Origin of the sequence: Marinobacter sp. F3R08 (genome assembly GCF_018860425.1) — a bacterium.
Lineage (GTDB): Bacteria > Pseudomonadota > Gammaproteobacteria > Pseudomonadales > Oleiphilaceae > Marinobacter.
Genome location: NZ_JAHKPI010000008.1, coordinates 159,065 through 176,920, shown reverse-complemented (window position 1 = coordinate 176,920; position 17,856 = coordinate 159,065). Strand labels below are relative to the sequence as shown.

The following is a 17,856-nucleotide window of genomic DNA, read 5'->3' as shown; positions in this document are numbered from 1 at the left end:
ACCGGCGTGTTTGAGTAACGAATATCGAGGACGATTTATGGCCATTGATTACCAGAGTCTGGCGGTTCGCGGTGTACAGGCGCTATCACCTTACCAGCCAGGCAAGCCTATTGAAGAGTTGGCCCGCGAGCTGGGACTGAACCCTGCAGAAATTATCAAGCTTGCCAGCAATGAAAATCCTCTCGGCCCCAGCGACAAAGCCCTCTCGGCGGCGCGGGCAGCGTTATCCGAGCTGTGTCTCTATCCTGATGGTAATGGGTTCAATCTCAAGCAGGCGCTGGCAAAGCGTCTGGGTGTGGGAATGGATCAGATTACGCTCGGCAATGGCTCCAATGACGTTCTGGAAGTGATCACCCGCTGTTTTGCCGATGCCGATTCAGAGGTTGTCTTCTCCCAGTATGCTTTTGCCGTCTATCCCCTGGTGACCCAGGCCATTGGTGCAAAGGGTGTGTCTGTGCCAGCCCGGGAGTGGGGGCATGACCTGGATGCCATGGCAGAGGCAGTCACTGAGCGCACTCGCCTGGTCTTCGTGGCCAACCCGAACAATCCGACAGGTACGGTGCACAAGGCGGAGGCAATCGAAGCGTTTCTGGAAAAGATCCCGGAAGAGGTTCTGGTAGTCCTGGATGAGGCCTATTGCGAATACCTTACCGGTGACGAGTATGCGGACGGAGTCGAGTTGCTGGCGCGCTTTCCGAACCTGATTGTCTGCCGGACGTTTTCCAAAGCCTGGGGGCTTGCGGCATTGCGGGTAGGGTACAGCATCAGCTCTCCTGCTATAGCTGACATCCTGAACCGGGTGCGTCAGCCGTTCAATGTGGACACGGTTGCCCTGTCGGCGGCCACGGCCGTTCTCGAAGACGAGGACTATCTCCAGCGTTCCCGGGATGTTAATGCGGCCGGTTTGCGTCAGCTGGAGACGGCGTTCGATCAAATGGGGCTCAGTTACATTCCGTCCGCAGGAAATTTTGTGGCGGTGGAAGTGGGAGAGCAGGCCATGGGTGTTTACCAGTCCCTGCTGGCTCATGGTGTGATTGTCCGGCCGATTGCCGGCTATGGCATGCCACGCCATCTCAGAGTGTCTGTCGGGCTTCCGGAAGAAAATGAACGCTTTATCGAGGCTCTGGCCAAGGCCCTGACAGCATCGGGGCTCAGCGACTGATATGGTGCCTTCCAAGCCTCTGTTCAAAAGGGTTGCGATCATTGGTCTGGGTCTGATTGGTGGCTCACTGGCCTGTGCGATCCGGCGCAATGGGTTGGCTGATACGGTTGTTGGTGCTGACCAGCGCGATGAAGAGCTTCAGCTAGGTAAGGAGTTGGGCGTCATTGACCAGGGGGCTTCTTCAGTCGCTGATGCTGTTCGGGGCGCCGATCTGGTTGTGCTGGCAGTCCCGGTACGGGCAACCCGGGCTGTTCTTGATCAGGTGCGCCCCGCGTTGGAGCCAGGCGCCATTCTGACCGACGTTGGCAGTACCAAGTCGAGCTTTGTGACGGATGTCGAGGCGGTTCTTGGGGGGCTGTCGCCATTCGTGATACCTGGCCACCCGATTGCCGGATCTGAGAAAAGCGGTATTCGGGCCGCCAATCCGGAACTTTTTGCCAATCATAAGGTGATCCTCACACCTCCGGATAACGTGAGCCAGCCACACCTTGCCCGTCTGAAAGCGTTGTGGGAGGGGTGTGGTGCCACGGTGCTGACCATGTCGGTGGCCTATCACGACGAAGTGCTGGCGGCTACCAGTCATCTGCCACATCTCATCGCTTTTTCCCTGGTGGATACCCTGGCGGGCGAAGATGAGAATATGGACATCTTCCGTTATGCCGCCGGTGGCTTCAGGGACTTCACGCGGATTGCTGCCAGTGATCCGGTGATGTGGCACGATATCTTTCTCTCGAACCGTGATGCGGTTCTGCGTGGGATTGATCACTTTACCCACGACCTGGAGCAACTGCGCACCGCTATCGCCAATCAGGACAGTGCCACGTTGCTACGGGTCTTCAGTCGCGCCAAAGCGGCGCGTGAACATTTTTCCAAGATGCTCTCAGGACAGGCTTACGTGAAAAACAACAGTGAAAAGCAGGTAACGTTCCGTCTACAGCCCGGTGGCGCGATTACTGGTGACATCCGGGTACCTGGTGACAAATCCATGTCGCATCGTTCCATCATGCTGGGCGCATTAGCAGACGGTGTGACCGAAGTTAAGGGGTTTCTGGAAGGGGAGGACAGTCTGGCCACCCTTCAGGCATTCCGGGACATGGGCGTCACTATAGAGGGGCCGGACGACGGCTTCGTACGGATTCATGGTGTTGGTATCAGGGGGCTGCAGGCACCAAGAGGCCCTCTGTACCTGGGTAATTCCGGCACTGCCATGCGCTTGTTTGCGGGTTTGCTTGCGGCTCAGCCTTTCGATTCCGAGCTGACCGGGGATGCCAGCCTCTCTGTTCGCCCGATGGGCCGGGTTGCCGATCCATTGCGGGCCATGGGGGCGGTTATAGACACCGCAGAAGGCGGCCGGCCGCCTCTGAAAATCCGGGGAGGCCAGACGCTGTCCGGGATTCATTATGAAATGCCGGTAGCCAGCGCACAGGTCAAATCGTGTCTGTTGCTGGCTGGTCTCTACGCAGAAGGCAGCACCTCTGTCACGGAGCCGGCGCCGACCCGGGACCATACCGAGCGAATGCTGGCGGGCTTTGGTTACCATGTGCATCGTGACGGCGCGACGGCGAGTGTCAGCGGTGGTGGCAAGCTGACAGCGACAAACATCGATGTGCCCGCGGATATCTCCTCGTCTGCTTTCTTCCTGGTCGCAGCCAGTATTGCGCCCGGATCCGACCTGATCCTGCGGCATGTGGGTATGAATCCGACCCGGGTCGGGGTGATCAATATCCTGAACCAGATGGGCGCCAGTATCGAAATGCTCGACGAGCGGGAAATCGGTGGCGAGCCGGTTGCCGACCTGCGGGTCCGATCTGCGGAGCTGCAGGGTATCGATATTCCCGAAGATCAGGTGCCTCTGGCGATTGATGAGTTTCCGGTGTTGTTCATTGCTGCAGCCTGCGCCAAAGGCCGCACGGTTCTGCGTGGCGCAGAGGAACTGCGTGTCAAGGAAAGTGACCGTATTCAGGTTATGGCGGATGGCCTGGCTGAACTGGGTGTTGAAACTACCGTAACGCCAGATGGCATCATCATTGAGGGCGGTCAGGCCATTGGTGGTGGAACCGTCAACAGCCACGGTGACCATCGGATCGCCATGTCTTTCGCGGTGGCATCGCTGCGTGCCAAGGGAGAGATTTCTGTTACAGACTGCGCCAACGTTGCCACGTCGTTTCCGGGCTTTGTGGAGCTTGCCCGTGGTACGGGGATCAATATCTCAGCTGAGGGAGCTGAATAATGGTGCATGGTGTCGCGCCAGTGATAACCGTGGATGGTCCGGGCGGCTCCGGCAAGGGCACGATTACCCAGATGCTGGCGAGGAAACTGGGCTGGCATCTGCTGGACAGTGGTGCTTTGTATCGGCTCACAGCTCTGGCCGCAGGTCGTCAGGGAGTGTCACTGGCTGACGAAGAGGGGCTGGTAAAGGTGGCAGCGGGGCTGGACGTTGCGTTCGAGCCAACACCCGAAGGTGAGCCGGTCAAAGTCATTCTCGCAGGCCGGGATGTGACCGCCGAGATACGTACGGAGTCGGCCGGCGATAACGCGTCGAAGGTGGCTGTGATGCAGTCGGTCCGCGATGCCCTGTTGCAGCGGCAACGGGATTTCCGGCAGGCGCCGGGTCTGGTGGCCGATGGTCGCGACATGGGTACCGTTGTGTTTCCCGATGCGCCGGTAAAAATTTTCCTGACAGCCAGTGCCGAAGAAAGGGCCCAGCGACGCTATGGACAGTTGAAGGACGCGGGTGTCAATGTTAGTATTGACGCCCTTTTAGAGGAGATACGGGTTCGTGATGAACGGGATATGAACCGTTCTGCAGCCCCTCTCAAACCCGCGGATGATGCGCAAGTCATTGATTCTACGGGGTTGAGTATAGAAGAGGTGTTAGGCAGGTGTATGGCCGCAGCAGGTCAGGCCTGACTACACCTTTTTGTCGTTGAAATGCCGGATGTAGCGTTATCTGCCAGTCACAGGCTTAATCCGGAACTTGTTAACAGACCGTGTTACTGGTGGCACGGAGTACACTTGCGTTGATCATATAGGACTCATAATGAGCGAGAGCTTTGCGGATCTTTTTGAAGAAAGCCTAAAAGAAATTGACATGCAACCAGGTTCCATCGTCCAGGGAACCGTAGTTGACGTCGATAACGACTGGGTCACCGTTAACGCCGGACTTAAGTCCGAAGGCGTTATCCCCGCCTCCCAGTTCCTGAACGAAAAAGGCGAGTTGGAAATTGCTATCGGCGACGTTGTCGACGTTGCTCTCGACGCTGTGGAAGACGGCTTCGGTGAGACCCGTCTGTCCCGTGAAAAGGCCAAGCGTGCAGAAGCCTGGAAGGTACTCGAGAAGTCCTTCGAAGCTGAGGAAGTGGTTAAAGGTATTATCAACGGTAAGGTCAAGGGTGGTTTCACCGTCGATCTGGCCGGCATTCGTGCCTTCCTGCCTGGCTCGCTGGTAGACGTTCGTCCGGTTCGCGACACCGCGCACCTGGAGAACAAAGAACTCGAATTCAAGGTTATCAAGCTCGACCAGAAGCGTAACAACGTGGTTGTTTCCCGCCGCGCCGTTCTGGAAGCTGAAAACAGCGCTGAGCGCGAAGCTCTGCTGGAAACCCTGACCGAGGGTATGGAAATCAAGGGTATCGTCAAGAACCTGACCGACTACGGCGCGTTCGTAGATCTGGGCGGTGTTGACGGCCTGCTGCACATTACCGATATGGCCTGGAAGCGCATCAAGCATCCGAGCGAAATCGTCAATGTGGGCGACGAAATCAGCGTCAAGGTTCTGAAGTTTGACCGTGAGCGCAACCGTGTTTCCCTCGGCCTGAAGCAGCTGGGTGAAGATCCCTGGGTTGATATCAAGGGTCGTTACCCGGAAGGCAGCAAGGTTACTGCACGTGTTACCAACCTTACTGACTACGGCTGCTTTGCTGAGCTGGAAGAGGGTGTTGAAGGTCTGGTTCACGTATCCGAAATGGACTGGACCAACAAGAACATCCATCCGTCCAAGGTTGTCCAGGTGGGCGACGAAGTGGGCGTGATGATTCTGGATATCGACGAAGAGCGTCGTCGTATCTCCCTGGGTATCAAGCAGTGCGTATCCAACCCGTGGGAAGATTTCTCCAGCAACTTCAACAAGGGCGACCGCATCTCCGGTAAGATCAAGTCAATCACTGACTTCGGTATCTTCATCGGTCTGGATGGCGGCATCGACGGTCTGGTTCACCTGTCTGACATCAGCTGGAACGAGACTGGCGAAGAAGCGGTTCGTGAATACAAGAAGGGTGACGAAGTTGAAACCGTTATCCTGTCTGTTGATCCGGAGCGTGAGCGTATCTCCCTGGGTATCAAGCAGCTCGAGAGCGATCCGTTCGCCGAGTTCGTACAGCTGAACGACAAGGGCTCCATTGTTAAGGGCACCGTGTCTGCAGTTGATGCCAAGGCAGCTACCATTGCCCTGAACGAGGAAGTTGAAGCGGTACTCAAAGCCTCGGAAATCAGCCGTGACCGCGTCGAAGACGCTCGCAACGCGCTGAAGGAAGGCGAAGAAGTTGAAGCGAAGATCATCAGCATCGACCGCAAGAATCGCATCATCAACCTGTCTGTGAAGTCCAAAGATGTTGAGGACGACAAGCAGGCACTGGAAAATGTGCGGACTAAAACTGCAGAAACTTCGTCTGGTGCGACCACCATCGGTGATCTCATCAAAGAGCAGATGCAGCAGCAAAACGCCAATAAGGATTAAAATTCCGGTTGGTACGAAAAAAACGGGCTCTAAGAGCCCGTTTTTTTTGTGTTTTTTTCTGGTTTGGCTAAACTAGGTAGTCATGGGGATCAGGTAACCGACGGCCCAATAAAAATGGAAAAGGGAAACGCCTCATGACGAAGTCCGAACTGGTCGAACTGATTGCTTCCAAGCAGACTCAGCTCTCCGTTAAAGATGTCGAACTGGCAGTAAAAACCATCATTGAGCACATGTCCCAGTCGCTTGCTGATGGTCAGAGAATTGAAATCCGGGGATTTGGCAGCTTTTCCCTTCATCATCGGTCTGCACGCACGGGCCGCAACCCTAAAACCGGAGAGGCTGTTCAACTACCAGCTAAGTTTGTGCCGCACTTCAAACCGGGAAAGGAATTGAGAGAGCAGGTTAATGACAGCTTGAAAAAGGGCTTCTAACCGCTGCTCAGGGAACGAATATAATTCGGGCTTTCAGGCCCCTTTGGGAGTGCTATCGCTATGGCAGGATTGCAGAAGATCCTCACTATTCTGTTGGTTTTAGTCCTAATTCTGCTGGCATTGGTGTTCTCGCTCAATAATCAGACGGCGGTTGCTCTAAATTTGCTGCTGTTTGAAACCCAGCCTCAGGGCGTTGCTGTCTGGATTATCATGGCGTTTGTTATCGGTGCACTCGTTGGTGTCCTGATGACCTTGCTGGCAACGGTACGCAACTCTGCGTCCCGGCGAACCCTTCAGAAACGACTTGATCGTGCTGAGCAGGCATTGGAGAAATCCAGGGCCCAGAACGACCGGACTCTCTAATGGATATGGTACTTCAGTGGCTGCTGCTGACTGTCGCAGTCGCCATTGGCTGGCTTGTTGGCCGGCTGGGGAGCAGCGAAAGCCGAGCCGGTAAGGCGATTTCCGATGAGGAATCGGTAAAGGATCGTCTTCAGTTCCTTTTTACCAATTACTCTGATCAGGCTGTTGAGAATTTCGTCCAATCCCTTGCGGTGAATAAGGACACCGTCAGTCTGCACCTGTCCATTGGTAGCCATTTTCGCAACAAGGGCGAAACAGACCGGGCAATACTCATTCACCAGAACCTTCTGGCCAGACCCGAGCTTCCCCCACGTTTTTCGCCGCAAGTAACCCTTGAACTTGCTCGGGACTATCTGAATGCCGGTCTCCTGGATCGAGCCGAGGCGCTGTTGCATCAATTGATGGGCGACAAGGACTACGGCCGGCGGTCTTCCCAGCAATTGATAGATCTTTACCAGCAAGAGAAGGAATGGGGTAAGGCGGCAGAGGTCGCACGAACCCTGACCCGGGGAGATGCCGCCCCGGCGATGTTCAAGGTCCTGGCCTATTTGACCTGCGAGTTAGCTGAGGAATCCCTGAAACAGGACGATCGCTGGGCTGCCCAGAAGCTGGCGAAGGAGGCGCTCGACTATGACCGTTCTTGCGTTCGGGCGAATCTGATTCTGATGAATTTGCTGATTCGGCAGGGCAGTTACCGTGAAGCTGGAAACCAGTGCCTGAAGGTGTTTGACCAGAACGCCGAGTTTGGGCCGGAAGCAATTGATCGCTTGATGAAGCTCGAGCATGAACACGGCGATATTGGCCGGCTGGCCAAGAAGCTGCACAAGCTTTACGAAGACTATCCCGGTACCAGTTTGCTGCTTGCCCTGGTTGAATCCGTAGAGCGGGCCTCGGGGCGGCCGGCAGCGATCGATCTGCTCAGGCAGGAGCTGGAATCCCGGCCCAGCGTCCGCGGTCTGTTAAGGTTGGTGGAAATGGCCGGGTACGAAAAGGGTATGACCACCGATGAAGGTCGGCTGGTGAGTTGTATTGGTCATCTGATACTGGTCAACCGTCCGGTATACCGTTGTGTAAGCTGTGGCTTTTCAGGTCGTCAGCTGCACTGGTTGTGCCCGAGCTGCAAGCAATGGGAAACCGTTCGCCCGATTCAGGGTGTTGAAGCCGAATAAACCTTTACTGAATTTCCTCAGGACAAATGAACGTGCAAACCCCTAACGATCCGAAGATCATCGTCGCCCTTGACTTCCCTTCCAGGAATCCAGCTATGGAAATGGTCGGGAGACTGGATCCCGCCAAATGCCGTCTGAAGGTGGGTAAAGAACTGTTCACCCGTTCCGGGCCTCAACTGGTCGAAGAGTTTCAGAAGCGTGGGTTCGACGTGTTTCTGGATCTGAAATTCCACGACATTCCCAACACCACATCGGCGGCCGTAGCGGCTGCGGCTGACTTGGGTGTCTGGATGGTGAATGTGCATGCCTCTGGTGGCGAAAAAATGATGACGGCCTGCCGGGAGCGCTTGGAAGCCTTCGGTTCCAGCCGTCCGTTACTGATTGCGGTAACGGTCCTGACCAGCATGAATGCTGACGATCTGGCCGGTATTGGCATTGCCAGTTCTCCCGAAGCCCATGTGAGCCGGCTGGCAACTCTCACCAGAAATTGCGGCCTCGACGGTGTTGTATGTTCGGCGCAGGAGGCATCGAAACTGAAGGCTGAGCAAGGTGCCGACTTCAAGTTGGTTACCCCGGGTATTCGACCGCTGACGGCGGATAAAGGCGATCAGCAGCGTATCATGACGCCTACGGAGGCCCTGAAGGCAGGTTCCGATTATCTGGTGATTGGTCGCCCAATTACCCAGGCACCAGATCCTCTGGCAGCGCTGGAGGCTATTCATGCTGAGGTCGCAGGCCTATGACGTTATCTGCTGCCTGAGTTCTGCTTCAGCCTGTTGGTCTGGCGACGTGTGATGTGGGGGATCTTCCTGCAAAACACGAGCGCCGGGGTAGTGCTGGATTTGTAATGGCGGAGGATGGCTTTCGGAAGTAGAGCAAAAAAAAGCCCGCTAATTCATGAAATTAGCGGGCTTTTTGAATAGTGGCTCCCCGAGCTGGGCTCGAACCAGCGACAAACGGATTAACAGTCCGTTGCTCTACCAACTGAGCTATCGGGGAACGTCGTCGTGTGACGAGGCGCGTATATTAAGTCGGTCATACCGCCCCGTCAACCCCTGTCCGAAGTTTTTTAACCGAGCGCCTTCTGTAGACGTTCGATCGCCTTCTCCAGGTTACCCATGCTGGTGGCAAAGCTCAGGCGCATATGGCCCGGGCAGCCGAAGGCCGAACCCGGAACCAGAGCAACGCCGGCTTCGGATAGCAGTTTCTCGGCAAATTCGACATCGGTGCTGACGTCGGAGTCGGCGTCGATGGCACCCTGAAAGCTCGGAAACACGTAGAAAGTACCGTCACCGGTCAGGCACTCAACGCCCGGTAGCTTGTTCAGGGCATCTACCAGCCAGTCATGGCGTTCTTTGAACGCTTTGACCATGTCGCCAACACAGGCCTGGTCACCTTCAAGCGCGGCCTGAGCCGCAGCCTGGGAGATGGAGGCCGGGTTGGAGGTGCTCTGTGACTGGATCTTCTTCATGGCACCGATGATTTTTGCCGGCCCTGCTGCGTAGCCGATACGCCAGCCAGTCATGGAGTAGGCCTTGGAGACGCCGTTGAGTACGAAGGTCCGATCGTACAGATCCGGCGTAGCGTTCAGGATGTTGCAGAACGGCTTGCCGGTCCAGAGAATCGGCTCGTACATATCATCGGTGGCAATCATGATGTTCGGGTGTTTCTTCAGCACTTCACCGATAGCCTGCAGTTCTTCCAGAGTGTAGGCCATACCGCTTGGGTTCGATGGGCTGTTGATGACGAACAGGCGGGTACGCTCGGTGATCGCGCTCTCAAGTTGATCAGGGGTGATCTTGAAGCGGGTCTCGGCGCCGGTTTCAATAATCACCGGCTTGCCTTCGGCTACCAGCACCATGTCCGGGTAGGAAACCCAATAGGGTGCAGGAATGATGGCTTCGTCACCGGGATTCAGTGTGGCGAGTGCGAGGTTGAAAAAGCTCTGTTTGCCACCACTGCTTACCAGTATCTGGTTGGCTTCGTAATCCAGGCCGTTGTCCCGTTTGAACTTCGCAATAATCGCTTTTTTCAGGGCTGGCGTACCATCAACGGCAGTGTATTTGGTCTGGCCGTTATTGATAGCCTCTATCGCTGCCTGTTTGATGTGATCAGGTGTGTCGAAGTCCGGCTCGCCGGCACCCAGGCCGATAATATCCTGGCCTGCTGCGCGTAATTCCGCGGCCTTGTTGGTGACTGCGAGGGTGGGAGAGGGCTTGATCGCCTGTACTCGGCTGGAAAGTTGAAGGTCCAAACTTGCGCTCCTTAAAGCTGCGTCTGATAGGGCTGCGACCGCCGGGTGCCAGAGCTTCTGGCTGATTTTCGCCCAGCCGTCGATCGCACTGATGGTATCATGAAGCCAGTGTATCGCTAAATTTCTCTAATGACAGGGGCTGTTTTGTCCCTGCATTGGTTCTACCGGAGGTTTTCGCCAGTTATGGCCAGTAATCAGGCAAGCTTTTCCGCCAGAGAGGGTGTGTTCAAGGTTGATTCACCGTTCCAGCCAGCCGGCGATCAGCCCAAGGCCATCGAGGGGCTGGTGGACGGCATTCACTCCGGCCTTGCCCACCAGACTCTGCTGGGTGTGACCGGGTCAGGTAAAACCTTCACCATTGCCAATGTCATCCAGCAGATCCAGCGGCCTACCATCATTATGGCCCATAACAAGACTCTGGCGGCCCAGCTGTACGGCGAATTCCGGGAGTTTTTTCCTGACAACGCCGTGGAGTATTTCGTCTCCTACTACGACTATTACCAGCCTGAAGCCTATGTGCCCTCGTCAGACACGTTTATCGAGAAAGACGCTTCCATTAACGAGCACATCGAGCAGATGCGCCTGTCGGCTACCAAGGCTTTGCTGGAGCGTCCGGATGCCATCATCGTGGCGACGGTTTCGGCTATTTATGGTCTGGGGGATCCCCAGTCCTACCTGAAAATGATGCTGCACCTGGATCGAGGTGATCAGATTGATCAGCGTTTCATTCTCCGGCGTCTGGCTGAGCTTCAGTACACCCGGAATGATGTCGAGTTTCACCGGGCCAATTACCGGGTCAGGGGCGATGTGATTGATGTATTTCCCGCGGAATCCGAGAAAGAGGCCATACGCATTGAGCTGTTTGATGACGAGGTGGAAAATCTCAGCTATTTCGACCCGCTGACCGGCGAGGTCCTTCGCCGGGTGCCCAGAGTAACCATTTACCCGAAGTCCCACTATGTGACGCCGCGCCAGACCGTGTTGGATGCAATCGAGCATATCAAGGTGGAGCTGGATGAGCGGCTTCAGCAACTGCGGGACAATAATCGTCTGGTGGAAGCCCAACGACTGGAAGAACGAACCCGCTACGACATCGAAATGATGCTGGAGCTTGGCTATTGCAACGGCATCGAGAATTACTCGCGCTACCTCTCCGGTCGCCGCCCCGGTGAGGCACCACCCACACTGTTTGATTACCTGCCACCCAATGCCTTGCTGGTGGTGGACGAATCCCACGTAACCATTCCGCAGATCGGCGCCATGTACAAAGGTGACCGGTCACGTAAGGAAACCCTGGTGGAATATGGTTTTCGTCTGCCTTCAGCCCTGGATAACCGGCCCATGCGGTTCGAGGAATGGGAGCGGATAGCGCCACAGATGATCTTTGTGTCCGCAACCCCGGCGAATTACGAGGCCGAGAATGCGGGACAGATAGTGGAGCAGGTGGTGCGCCCCACCGGCCTTCTGGACCCGGAAATCGAAGTTCGGCCTGCCTCGACTCAGGTGGATGATTTGCTCTCGGAGATTCATACCCGGGTAAAGGTGAAGGAGCGCGTTCTGGTTACAACGCTGACCAAGCGCATGGCCGAGGATCTCACCGACTTCCTGATGGAGCACGATATCAAGGTCCGATATCTGCACTCGGATATCGACACCGTGGAACGGGTGGAGATCATCCGTGACCTCCGGCGGGGCGAATTTGATGTGCTGGTCGGCATTAACCTGCTGCGGGAAGGCCTGGATATGCCCGAAGTTTCGCTGGTGGCCATTCTGGACGCTGACAAGGAAGGGTTTCTGAGATCTGAGCGGTCACTGATTCAGACCATGGGCCGGGCTGCGCGGAATGTTCACGGCAAAGCCATTCTCTATGGTGACCGGATCACAGGTTCCATGCAGCGGGCCATTGATGAAACCGAGCGTCGCCGGGCCAAGCAGGAAGCCCATAACCTGGAGCAGGGCATTACGCCTCAGGGCCTGAACAAAAAGATTGCCGATATTATGGAAGGCGCAGGCGGCGGTCGTGGCCGTCGCAAAGCCGAGCGACCGGGGCAGAAAGCTGCAGAAGAGGCCGAGCAGTACCGCGCGAAAGCCGGAAACCGGTCCCCGGAGGAGGTTCTGAAAGAGGTGTCCCGCCTGGAGGATGAAATGTACAAGGCCGCTTCGGAGCTGGATTTCGAGACGGCCGCCCGCCTGCGGGACGATATCGCGGAGCTGAAAGAGGCGGCTTTACGGACCGGTTGATCAGCCTGGTCATTTCGGTCCGCTGCTTTCAGGGCCCGGCCACCCACACCCGTATGCTGCCAAACCAGGGGTAATCCCGAAGCTGCTCCCGGATGTTGGTGGTGGAGAAAGCCGTTTCTGATTCCGGTTCGTCGAGGAACAGCTCCAGGTGCACCTTGTTCTTGAGGTAGTGGAGTCGCAGGCGGCTGTGTTGGGGGAGTTCGCCCAGGTGTTGTTCCATGATGGCCCGGAGCTCTTGCCGCGAGGGCAGTCGTTCTGATGTCAGTAGCTGATCTTCGTCGTTCTCGGCGTCGATGTGAAAGTTGATGTCGCGGATATTTTCCAGGGCATTGCGCATGCCGGCGACCACTTGTGTACCAATCTGGTGTCCCTCTGAAACGCTGATTTCCGGGCGGACCACCAGATGAATGTCCAGCAGGATATCGTGCCCCATACGCCGACTGCGGAGCTCGTGGACGTTACGGACACCGTCGGTGTCCCGGGCAATACGCTTGAGCATCTGGGTGTCTTCCCGGGACAGTCCCGTATCGACCAGCTCCTGCACACTGTCCCAGGTGAATTTCCAGCCAACATGAATAATGATCCCGGCGATAATTACGGCGGCAAACACGTCCAGCCATACCATGCCGAGCATGGCGCCAATGGTGGAAACAAGAACCACGACTGAAGAGAAGGCGTCGGTGCGGCTGTGCCAGGCATTGGCAATAATCAGATCGGATCGAATCTTCAGACCGACACGGCGGGTGTACCGGAAGATCCATTCCTTTCCCGCAACAGATACCGCTGCCGCTACCAGAACCGGCCAGCCCGGAACGGTATCAACACCGCCTTCGATCAATCGCAGGGTGTTCTCCCAGGCCAAAGCGGCGCCGACGGCAATCAGAATACTGCCGAGAACCAGTGTGCCGAAAGTTTCAATTCGTTGATGACCATAGGGGTGGTCGTCATCGGGTTCCTGACGGGATACCTTCATGACACCCAGAACAACGAGATCGGATGCAACGTCGGTAAAAGAGTGGATGCCATCCACCAGAAGCGCCTGTGAATGAAAAAGAGCGCCTGCGATGACTTTAATGATGCCGAGTGCAGCATCGAGAATCATTCCGATAATTGTGACCCGCGATGCCGCCTTCATTTCTACCTTGAGCTTCTCCCGGTATTGTTGGGCGGGGGACATCGGCTCTTGCATGGGGCACTCCTGATCAGATGACTGATGTCAGTATAACGTTATTCTTGGAGGCTGTGGCAGCGTCGATTTCTGGGCGTTCGCTTGAGTGATTTATGCACATGATTGCAGAAAGGTGACCGGGTAACATTTTGTACAGAATTTGTCGACACAAACCTATAAAAAGCGTAACGCATTGAAAATAAAGGATAAAATAACTGATCAAAAAATGATCAATTTGTAGATTGGCGCAGTTATCAAGGGATGGCAACCGTTGCCCCGTGATTTTCAACAGGGTTATCCACAGATTCCGTGGAAAAGGTCACGAGACTGCCATGATACAGTCATTTACAGCAGATTTGAGTCCAGGTCGGGATGCTGTGGAAAACTTCCGGTATACTCCGCCCACTTGGATCAAGGGAGTTTTTCAGATGTACGGCGTTATCCGTAACCTGCTTTTTCGCCTTCCGCCGGAGCAGGCTCATAACTTTGCATTGAAGGGTATCGATTTTGCCGATCGGCTTGGCGTGTTAAATGCGTTGTCGCCAAAGATAGATGCATTGCCAGTGAATGTTATGGGTCTGGATTTTCCGAACCCGGTTGGTCTTGCGGCAGGTCTTGATAAGAACGCCGATCACTTGGACGGTCTTGGTAACCTGGGTTTTGGATTTATTGAAGTGGGGACGGTCACGCCTGTGGCGCAGCCCGGAAATCCGAAACCGAGAATGTTCCGGTTGCCGGAGCATCAGGCGATTATCAATCGCATGGGCTTCAATAATGACGGTCTTGATCACCTTCTGGAGCGTGTCGATAAACGCCGTTACAAGGGTGTGCTGGGAATCAACGTCGGCAAGAATAAAGACACCCCGAATGACCAGTCCGAAAGCGATTACCGCAAAGGTATATCGGCGGTCTACACCCGGGCCGACTATATTACTGTGAATGTTTCCTCTCCCAACACGCCAGGGCTAAGGGATCTTCAGTTCGGTGATTCCCTCAAGGATCTGTTGATTGCCATCAAGGACGAACAGCTTAAGTGCGAGAAAGAGTATGGTCGCTACGTTCCTGTGGCCGTGAAGATTGCCCCGGATATGGACGATGAGGGTATTCGCTTTGTGGCGTCGGCGTTGCGTGAGACAGGGATTGACGGAGTGATCGCGACCAATACCACCGTCAGCCGGGAAGCTGTAGCTGGCCATGTTCATGCAAACGAAGCGGGTGGTCTCAGTGGCGCGCCGGTTCGCGAGGCGTCTCTCAGAGTCATCAGGGGGCTATACGCCGAGCTCGGCGACTCTTTACCGATTATCGGCGTGGGGGGGATTACCGATGGAGACAGTGCGGCAGAAAAAATTCGCGCTGGTGCCAAGCTGGTTCAGGTCTATACCGGATTTATTTATCGTGGGCCGGAACTGATCAGGGAAGCGGTGGAGGCAATACGGCAGATAAAGTAATTTCCGTATTCCAGAACGAAGATGGGCCCGCATAGCGGGCCCGAGCGGGGAATGAACCCCGTAGCGCTTCTTCGCATGGTACGGGGCGGGAGGCCCCGTTTCGGTTACTCTGGGTACTGCGTCAAATTGTGTAGAAAAAGATCAGATTAAGATTCGGGGTCAGATCAGACCGTCACGCTGTCGTGACGGTTGCCAGTTTGTGTATGCCGGATACGCCGGTCATGCCCTCCCATTGATCTGTGCGGCCTTCTCGCCACCCGTTCAGCCATTCCTGGCGAACTTCTGCCTGTTCGATCGGGCAGCTGTCTTTGGATTTACCGGACACGCCAGCGAGATAACCCCGCTTGAATGCACGAGCGTACATGTCTCTTTTCTGTCTTTTCATGCCGTTCCTCACTGATGGATTAACAGAACAAGCGTGTACACATCTGCAGTGGCTGCGACAAGTGCGACCCTTTCAGGGATAACCCACTATTGTCAGCTCAAGCCAGAGCAGTCAGGATCCTGTTAACGGAAGGATAATTGCCTTCCGGAACGACGCGTCATCTACAAGGTAAGTCGAACATTGAGCCGATGTACACTAATTATTTCATCTAAATGACGCTTTTTTTATAGTTATGTGAACTAAAAGAATTGCAGCCATTCCGGGAACAGCCGTTATTCCGGAAACTTACCAAAAGTCGCTGACGAACCAGGAGTTACCTTTGTCCAAATCTGTCTTTTTCGTAACCTGCCCGAAGGGAGTGGAATACCTTCTGGCGGACGAGCTCAGTACGTTCGGTCTGGAAACCGTGCGCAATGCGCCGGCCGGTGTCTGGGTGGAAGGCTCTCTGGAGGGTGGTTATCGGGCTTGCCTGTGGTCACGCCTGGCTAACCGTGTGATCCTTCATATTGATGAAGTGGATGCCAACAGCGGCGATCAGCTCTACGACGGGGTTGTTCACATGGACTGGCAGCAGCACATTCCGGTGCATGGCAGTTTCCGGGTCACATTCCTTGGTCAGAATGAAGCCATTCGAAACACCCAGTACGGGGCTCAGCGCGTCAAGGATGGCATTGTTGATCGCTTTCAGGCGAACGGTGGTCCACGGCCTTCGGTGGATGCAAAGAATCCTGATGTGATTGTGTCGGCTCGTCTTAACCGGGGGCGTTTGTCGTTAGGGATTGATCTAAGCGGTCACAGCCTGCACATGCGTGGCTATCGGACCGACCAGGGTCTCGCGCCTCTGAAAGAGAACCTCGCTGCTGCTCTTCTGATGCGGGCCGGCTGGCCTGAAATTGCCGCAGCTGGCGGTGACTTTGTAGATCCCATGTGTGGCTCCGGCACCCTGGTGATCGAGGCTGCCATGATGGCATTGGACATGGCGCCCGGGCGCAAGCAGGAGCGATTCGGTTTTGAGCAATGGCCCGGCCACCAGCCGGATCTGTGGCTGTCTCTGCGCCAGGAAGCGGAGCGTCGTGCCCATGAGGGTAAGCAGAAACGCATTCCCAGGTTGGCAGGATTTGATCAGGACAGTCGGGTTATAGCGACAGCCTGGAAAAATATTCAGCGGGCCGGACTGGACAGCATTCTTCATGTTGAGACGCGCGCTGTTGACGATCTGCAGCTGGACGGTGAGTGGGCGCAACAGGGACTTGTGTTGACCAACCCGCCGTACGGTGAACGGCTGAGTGAGCGCAAAGAGTTGGGGGCTCTTTATCAGGCACTGGGTGATGCCGTGAAACGCGTGGTATCCGGCTGGCGACTGGGTGTCTTTACGGGGGCGCCTGAATTCGGTAAATCCATCGGTTTGCGCAGCAACAAGCAGTATCGCCTGTTCAATGGCAAGCTGCCCGCTCAGTTGTTGCTCTTCGAAATCAATGAAGCCAGTGCCAGGACACCACGAGGGCCAGATATTCCCGGAGAGGTCACCCCCAGAATTGCCAATGATGAACGCGCTGCCATGCTTCGTAACCGATTGAAGAAAAACATGAAGACGATCGGTCAGTGGGCGAGAAAGCAGGGGATTGGCTGTTACCGCCTTTATGACGCGGATATGCCGGAGTTCGCTCTGGCCATCGATATGTATGAAGAGAGGGTACATATCCAGGAGTACGCGGCCCCTAAATCGGTGGACGAGCGATCGGCGCGGGAGCGACTTGCGGAAGCGCTGGCTGTCATCCCTGAAGCTCTGGGGATCGATAGGGAGAACCTGGTCTGCAAGCAGCGTCAGCGTCAGACAGGCACCAATCAGTATGAGAAACAAGCTGTCAGTGGCGAGTTTTTCAAGGTTCACGAACATGGTTGTGTGCTCAAGGTGAACCTGAAAGATTATCTGGATACCGGTCTGTTTCTGGATCATCGGCCGGTGCGCCAGTGGATTCAGCAGAATTCGGCGAACCAACGTTTCCTGAATCTGTTCTGTTATACCGGTGCGGCCACTGTGCATGCCGTGGTGGGAGGTGCCAGCCGCTCACTGAGCCTGGATATGTCGAAAACCTATGTTGGTTGGGCAGAGGACAATCTTGCCCTGAACGGCGCTGATCCGAAGAAGCATCGGGTCGAACAGGCAGACTGTCTGGCCTGGTTGGCGGATCGCAAGACAATGGATCAGCGGTTTGATCTGATTTTCATGGATCCGCCAACCTTCTCGAATTCTGCCCGTATGGCCGGCGTGCTGGATATTCAGAAGGACCATCCGACGCTGGTCCGTCAGGCGATGGCGCGACTGAGCTCCGATGGATTGCTGATTTTTTCCAATAATTTTCGGAGGTTCAAGTTGGATGAGTCGCTGGAAAGTGAGTATGAGGTTACCGAGGTTACGCGGGATACTCTGGATAAGGATTTTCAGCGGAACTCGCGGATTCATCGGTGCTGGCACATTCGGCACAAGGCCTGAGCATCA

Annotated in this window: 14 protein-coding genes and 1 tRNA gene; 11 read left to right on the top strand and 4 right to left on the bottom strand. The window is 55.5% G+C overall.

Features of this window, described 5'->3' with window-relative positions; genetic code table 11:
• The first annotated feature begins 37 nt into the window (after nucleotides 1–37).
• From hisC to pyrF, 8 genes are all read left to right on the top strand, one after another.
• Nucleotides 38–1,162: a histidinol-phosphate transaminase gene (hisC, locus tag KO499_RS02570; protein WP_215982153.1), complete on the top strand. Its 1,125-nt coding sequence runs from the start codon at nucleotides 38–40 to the stop codon at nucleotides 1,160–1,162.
• A gap of 1 nt (nucleotide 1,163) precedes the next feature.
• On the top strand, nucleotides 1,164–3,392 hold the full coding sequence (locus KO499_RS02565) for a bifunctional prephenate dehydrogenase/3-phosphoshikimate 1-carboxyvinyltransferase (protein ID WP_215982152.1): 2,229 nt from the start codon (nucleotides 1,164–1,166) through the stop codon (nucleotides 3,390–3,392).
• A complete protein-coding gene (gene cmk, locus KO499_RS02560; protein WP_215982151.1) occupies nucleotides 3,392–4,072 on the top strand; it encodes a (d)CMP kinase in 681 nt (226 codons plus the stop codon). Before KO499_RS02565 ends, cmk begins: the two co-directional genes overlap by 1 nt.
• Before the next feature lie 130 nt (nucleotides 4,073–4,202).
• Nucleotides 4,203–5,897, top strand: coding sequence for a 30S ribosomal protein S1 (gene rpsA / locus KO499_RS02555; protein ID WP_215982150.1), 1,695 nt, complete (start codon nucleotides 4,203–4,205; stop codon nucleotides 5,895–5,897).
• Between the two features lie 134 nt (nucleotides 5,898–6,031).
• Nucleotides 6,032–6,328, top strand: coding sequence for an integration host factor subunit beta (locus KO499_RS02550; protein WP_215982149.1), 297 nt, complete (start codon nucleotides 6,032–6,034; stop codon nucleotides 6,326–6,328).
• Nucleotides 6,329–6,388: 60 nt separating this feature from the next.
• A complete protein-coding gene (locus tag KO499_RS02545; protein ID WP_215982148.1) occupies nucleotides 6,389–6,691 on the top strand; it encodes a LapA family protein in 303 nt (100 codons plus the stop codon).
• On the top strand, nucleotides 6,691–7,860 hold the full coding sequence (gene lapB / locus KO499_RS02540; RefSeq protein ID WP_215982147.1) for a lipopolysaccharide assembly protein LapB: 1,170 nt from the start codon (nucleotides 6,691–6,693) through the stop codon (nucleotides 7,858–7,860). The genes KO499_RS02545 and lapB overlap by 1 nt, the downstream gene beginning before the upstream one ends.
• Before the next feature lie 26 nt (nucleotides 7,861–7,886).
• On the top strand, nucleotides 7,887–8,603 hold the full coding sequence (gene pyrF / locus KO499_RS02535) for an orotidine-5'-phosphate decarboxylase (protein WP_215982146.1): 717 nt from the start codon (nucleotides 7,887–7,889) through the stop codon (nucleotides 8,601–8,603).
• Between the two features lie 180 nt (nucleotides 8,604–8,783).
• Here pyrF and KO499_RS02530 read toward each other — a convergent pair.
• Nucleotides 8,784–8,859, bottom strand: a tRNA-Asn gene (locus tag KO499_RS02530).
• Nucleotides 8,860–8,929: 70 nt separating this feature from the next.
• Entirely contained in the window at nucleotides 8,930–10,114 is a 1,185-nt protein-coding gene (locus KO499_RS02525) for a pyridoxal phosphate-dependent aminotransferase (protein ID WP_215982145.1), read from the bottom strand.
• 183 nt (nucleotides 10,115–10,297) lie between these two features.
• Here KO499_RS02525 and uvrB point away from each other — a divergent pair, with 183 nt between their 5' ends.
• The gene (gene uvrB, locus KO499_RS02520; RefSeq protein ID WP_215982144.1) at nucleotides 10,298–12,355 is read left to right on the top strand and encodes an excinuclease ABC subunit UvrB; all 2,058 of its coding nucleotides are present in this window, start codon (nucleotides 10,298–10,300) and stop codon (nucleotides 12,353–12,355) included.
• Nucleotides 12,356–12,383: 28 nt separating this feature from the next.
• Here the strand turns inward: uvrB and KO499_RS02515 are convergent, their stop codons facing one another.
• Nucleotides 12,384–13,544 carry a cation diffusion facilitator family transporter gene (locus tag KO499_RS02515; RefSeq protein WP_215982143.1) on the bottom strand — a complete coding sequence of 387 codons (1,161 nt, stop codon included), beginning with the start codon at nucleotides 13,542–13,544 and terminating at the stop codon, nucleotides 12,384–12,386.
• Between the two features lie 407 nt (nucleotides 13,545–13,951).
• Between KO499_RS02515 and KO499_RS02510 the strand changes: the two genes are divergently transcribed.
• On the top strand, nucleotides 13,952–14,971 hold the full coding sequence (locus tag KO499_RS02510; RefSeq protein ID WP_215982142.1) for a quinone-dependent dihydroorotate dehydrogenase: 1,020 nt from the start codon (nucleotides 13,952–13,954) through the stop codon (nucleotides 14,969–14,971).
• 172 nt (nucleotides 14,972–15,143) lie between these two features.
• Here KO499_RS02510 and rmf read toward each other — a convergent pair whose 3' ends face one another.
• A complete protein-coding gene (rmf, locus tag KO499_RS02505) occupies nucleotides 15,144–15,356 on the bottom strand; it encodes a ribosome modulation factor (RefSeq protein ID WP_215982141.1) in 213 nt (70 codons plus the stop codon).
• Nucleotides 15,357–15,675: 319 nt separating this feature from the next.
• On the opposite strand from rmf, the gene rlmKL reads away from it, so the two are divergent.
• Complete coding sequence (rlmKL, locus tag KO499_RS02500) at nucleotides 15,676–17,850, top strand: bifunctional 23S rRNA (guanine(2069)-N(7))-methyltransferase RlmK/23S rRNA (guanine(2445)-N(2))-methyltransferase RlmL (RefSeq protein ID WP_215982140.1); 2,175 nt, start codon at nucleotides 15,676–15,678, stop codon at nucleotides 17,848–17,850.
• Nucleotides 17,851–17,856: the final 6 nt, after the last annotated feature.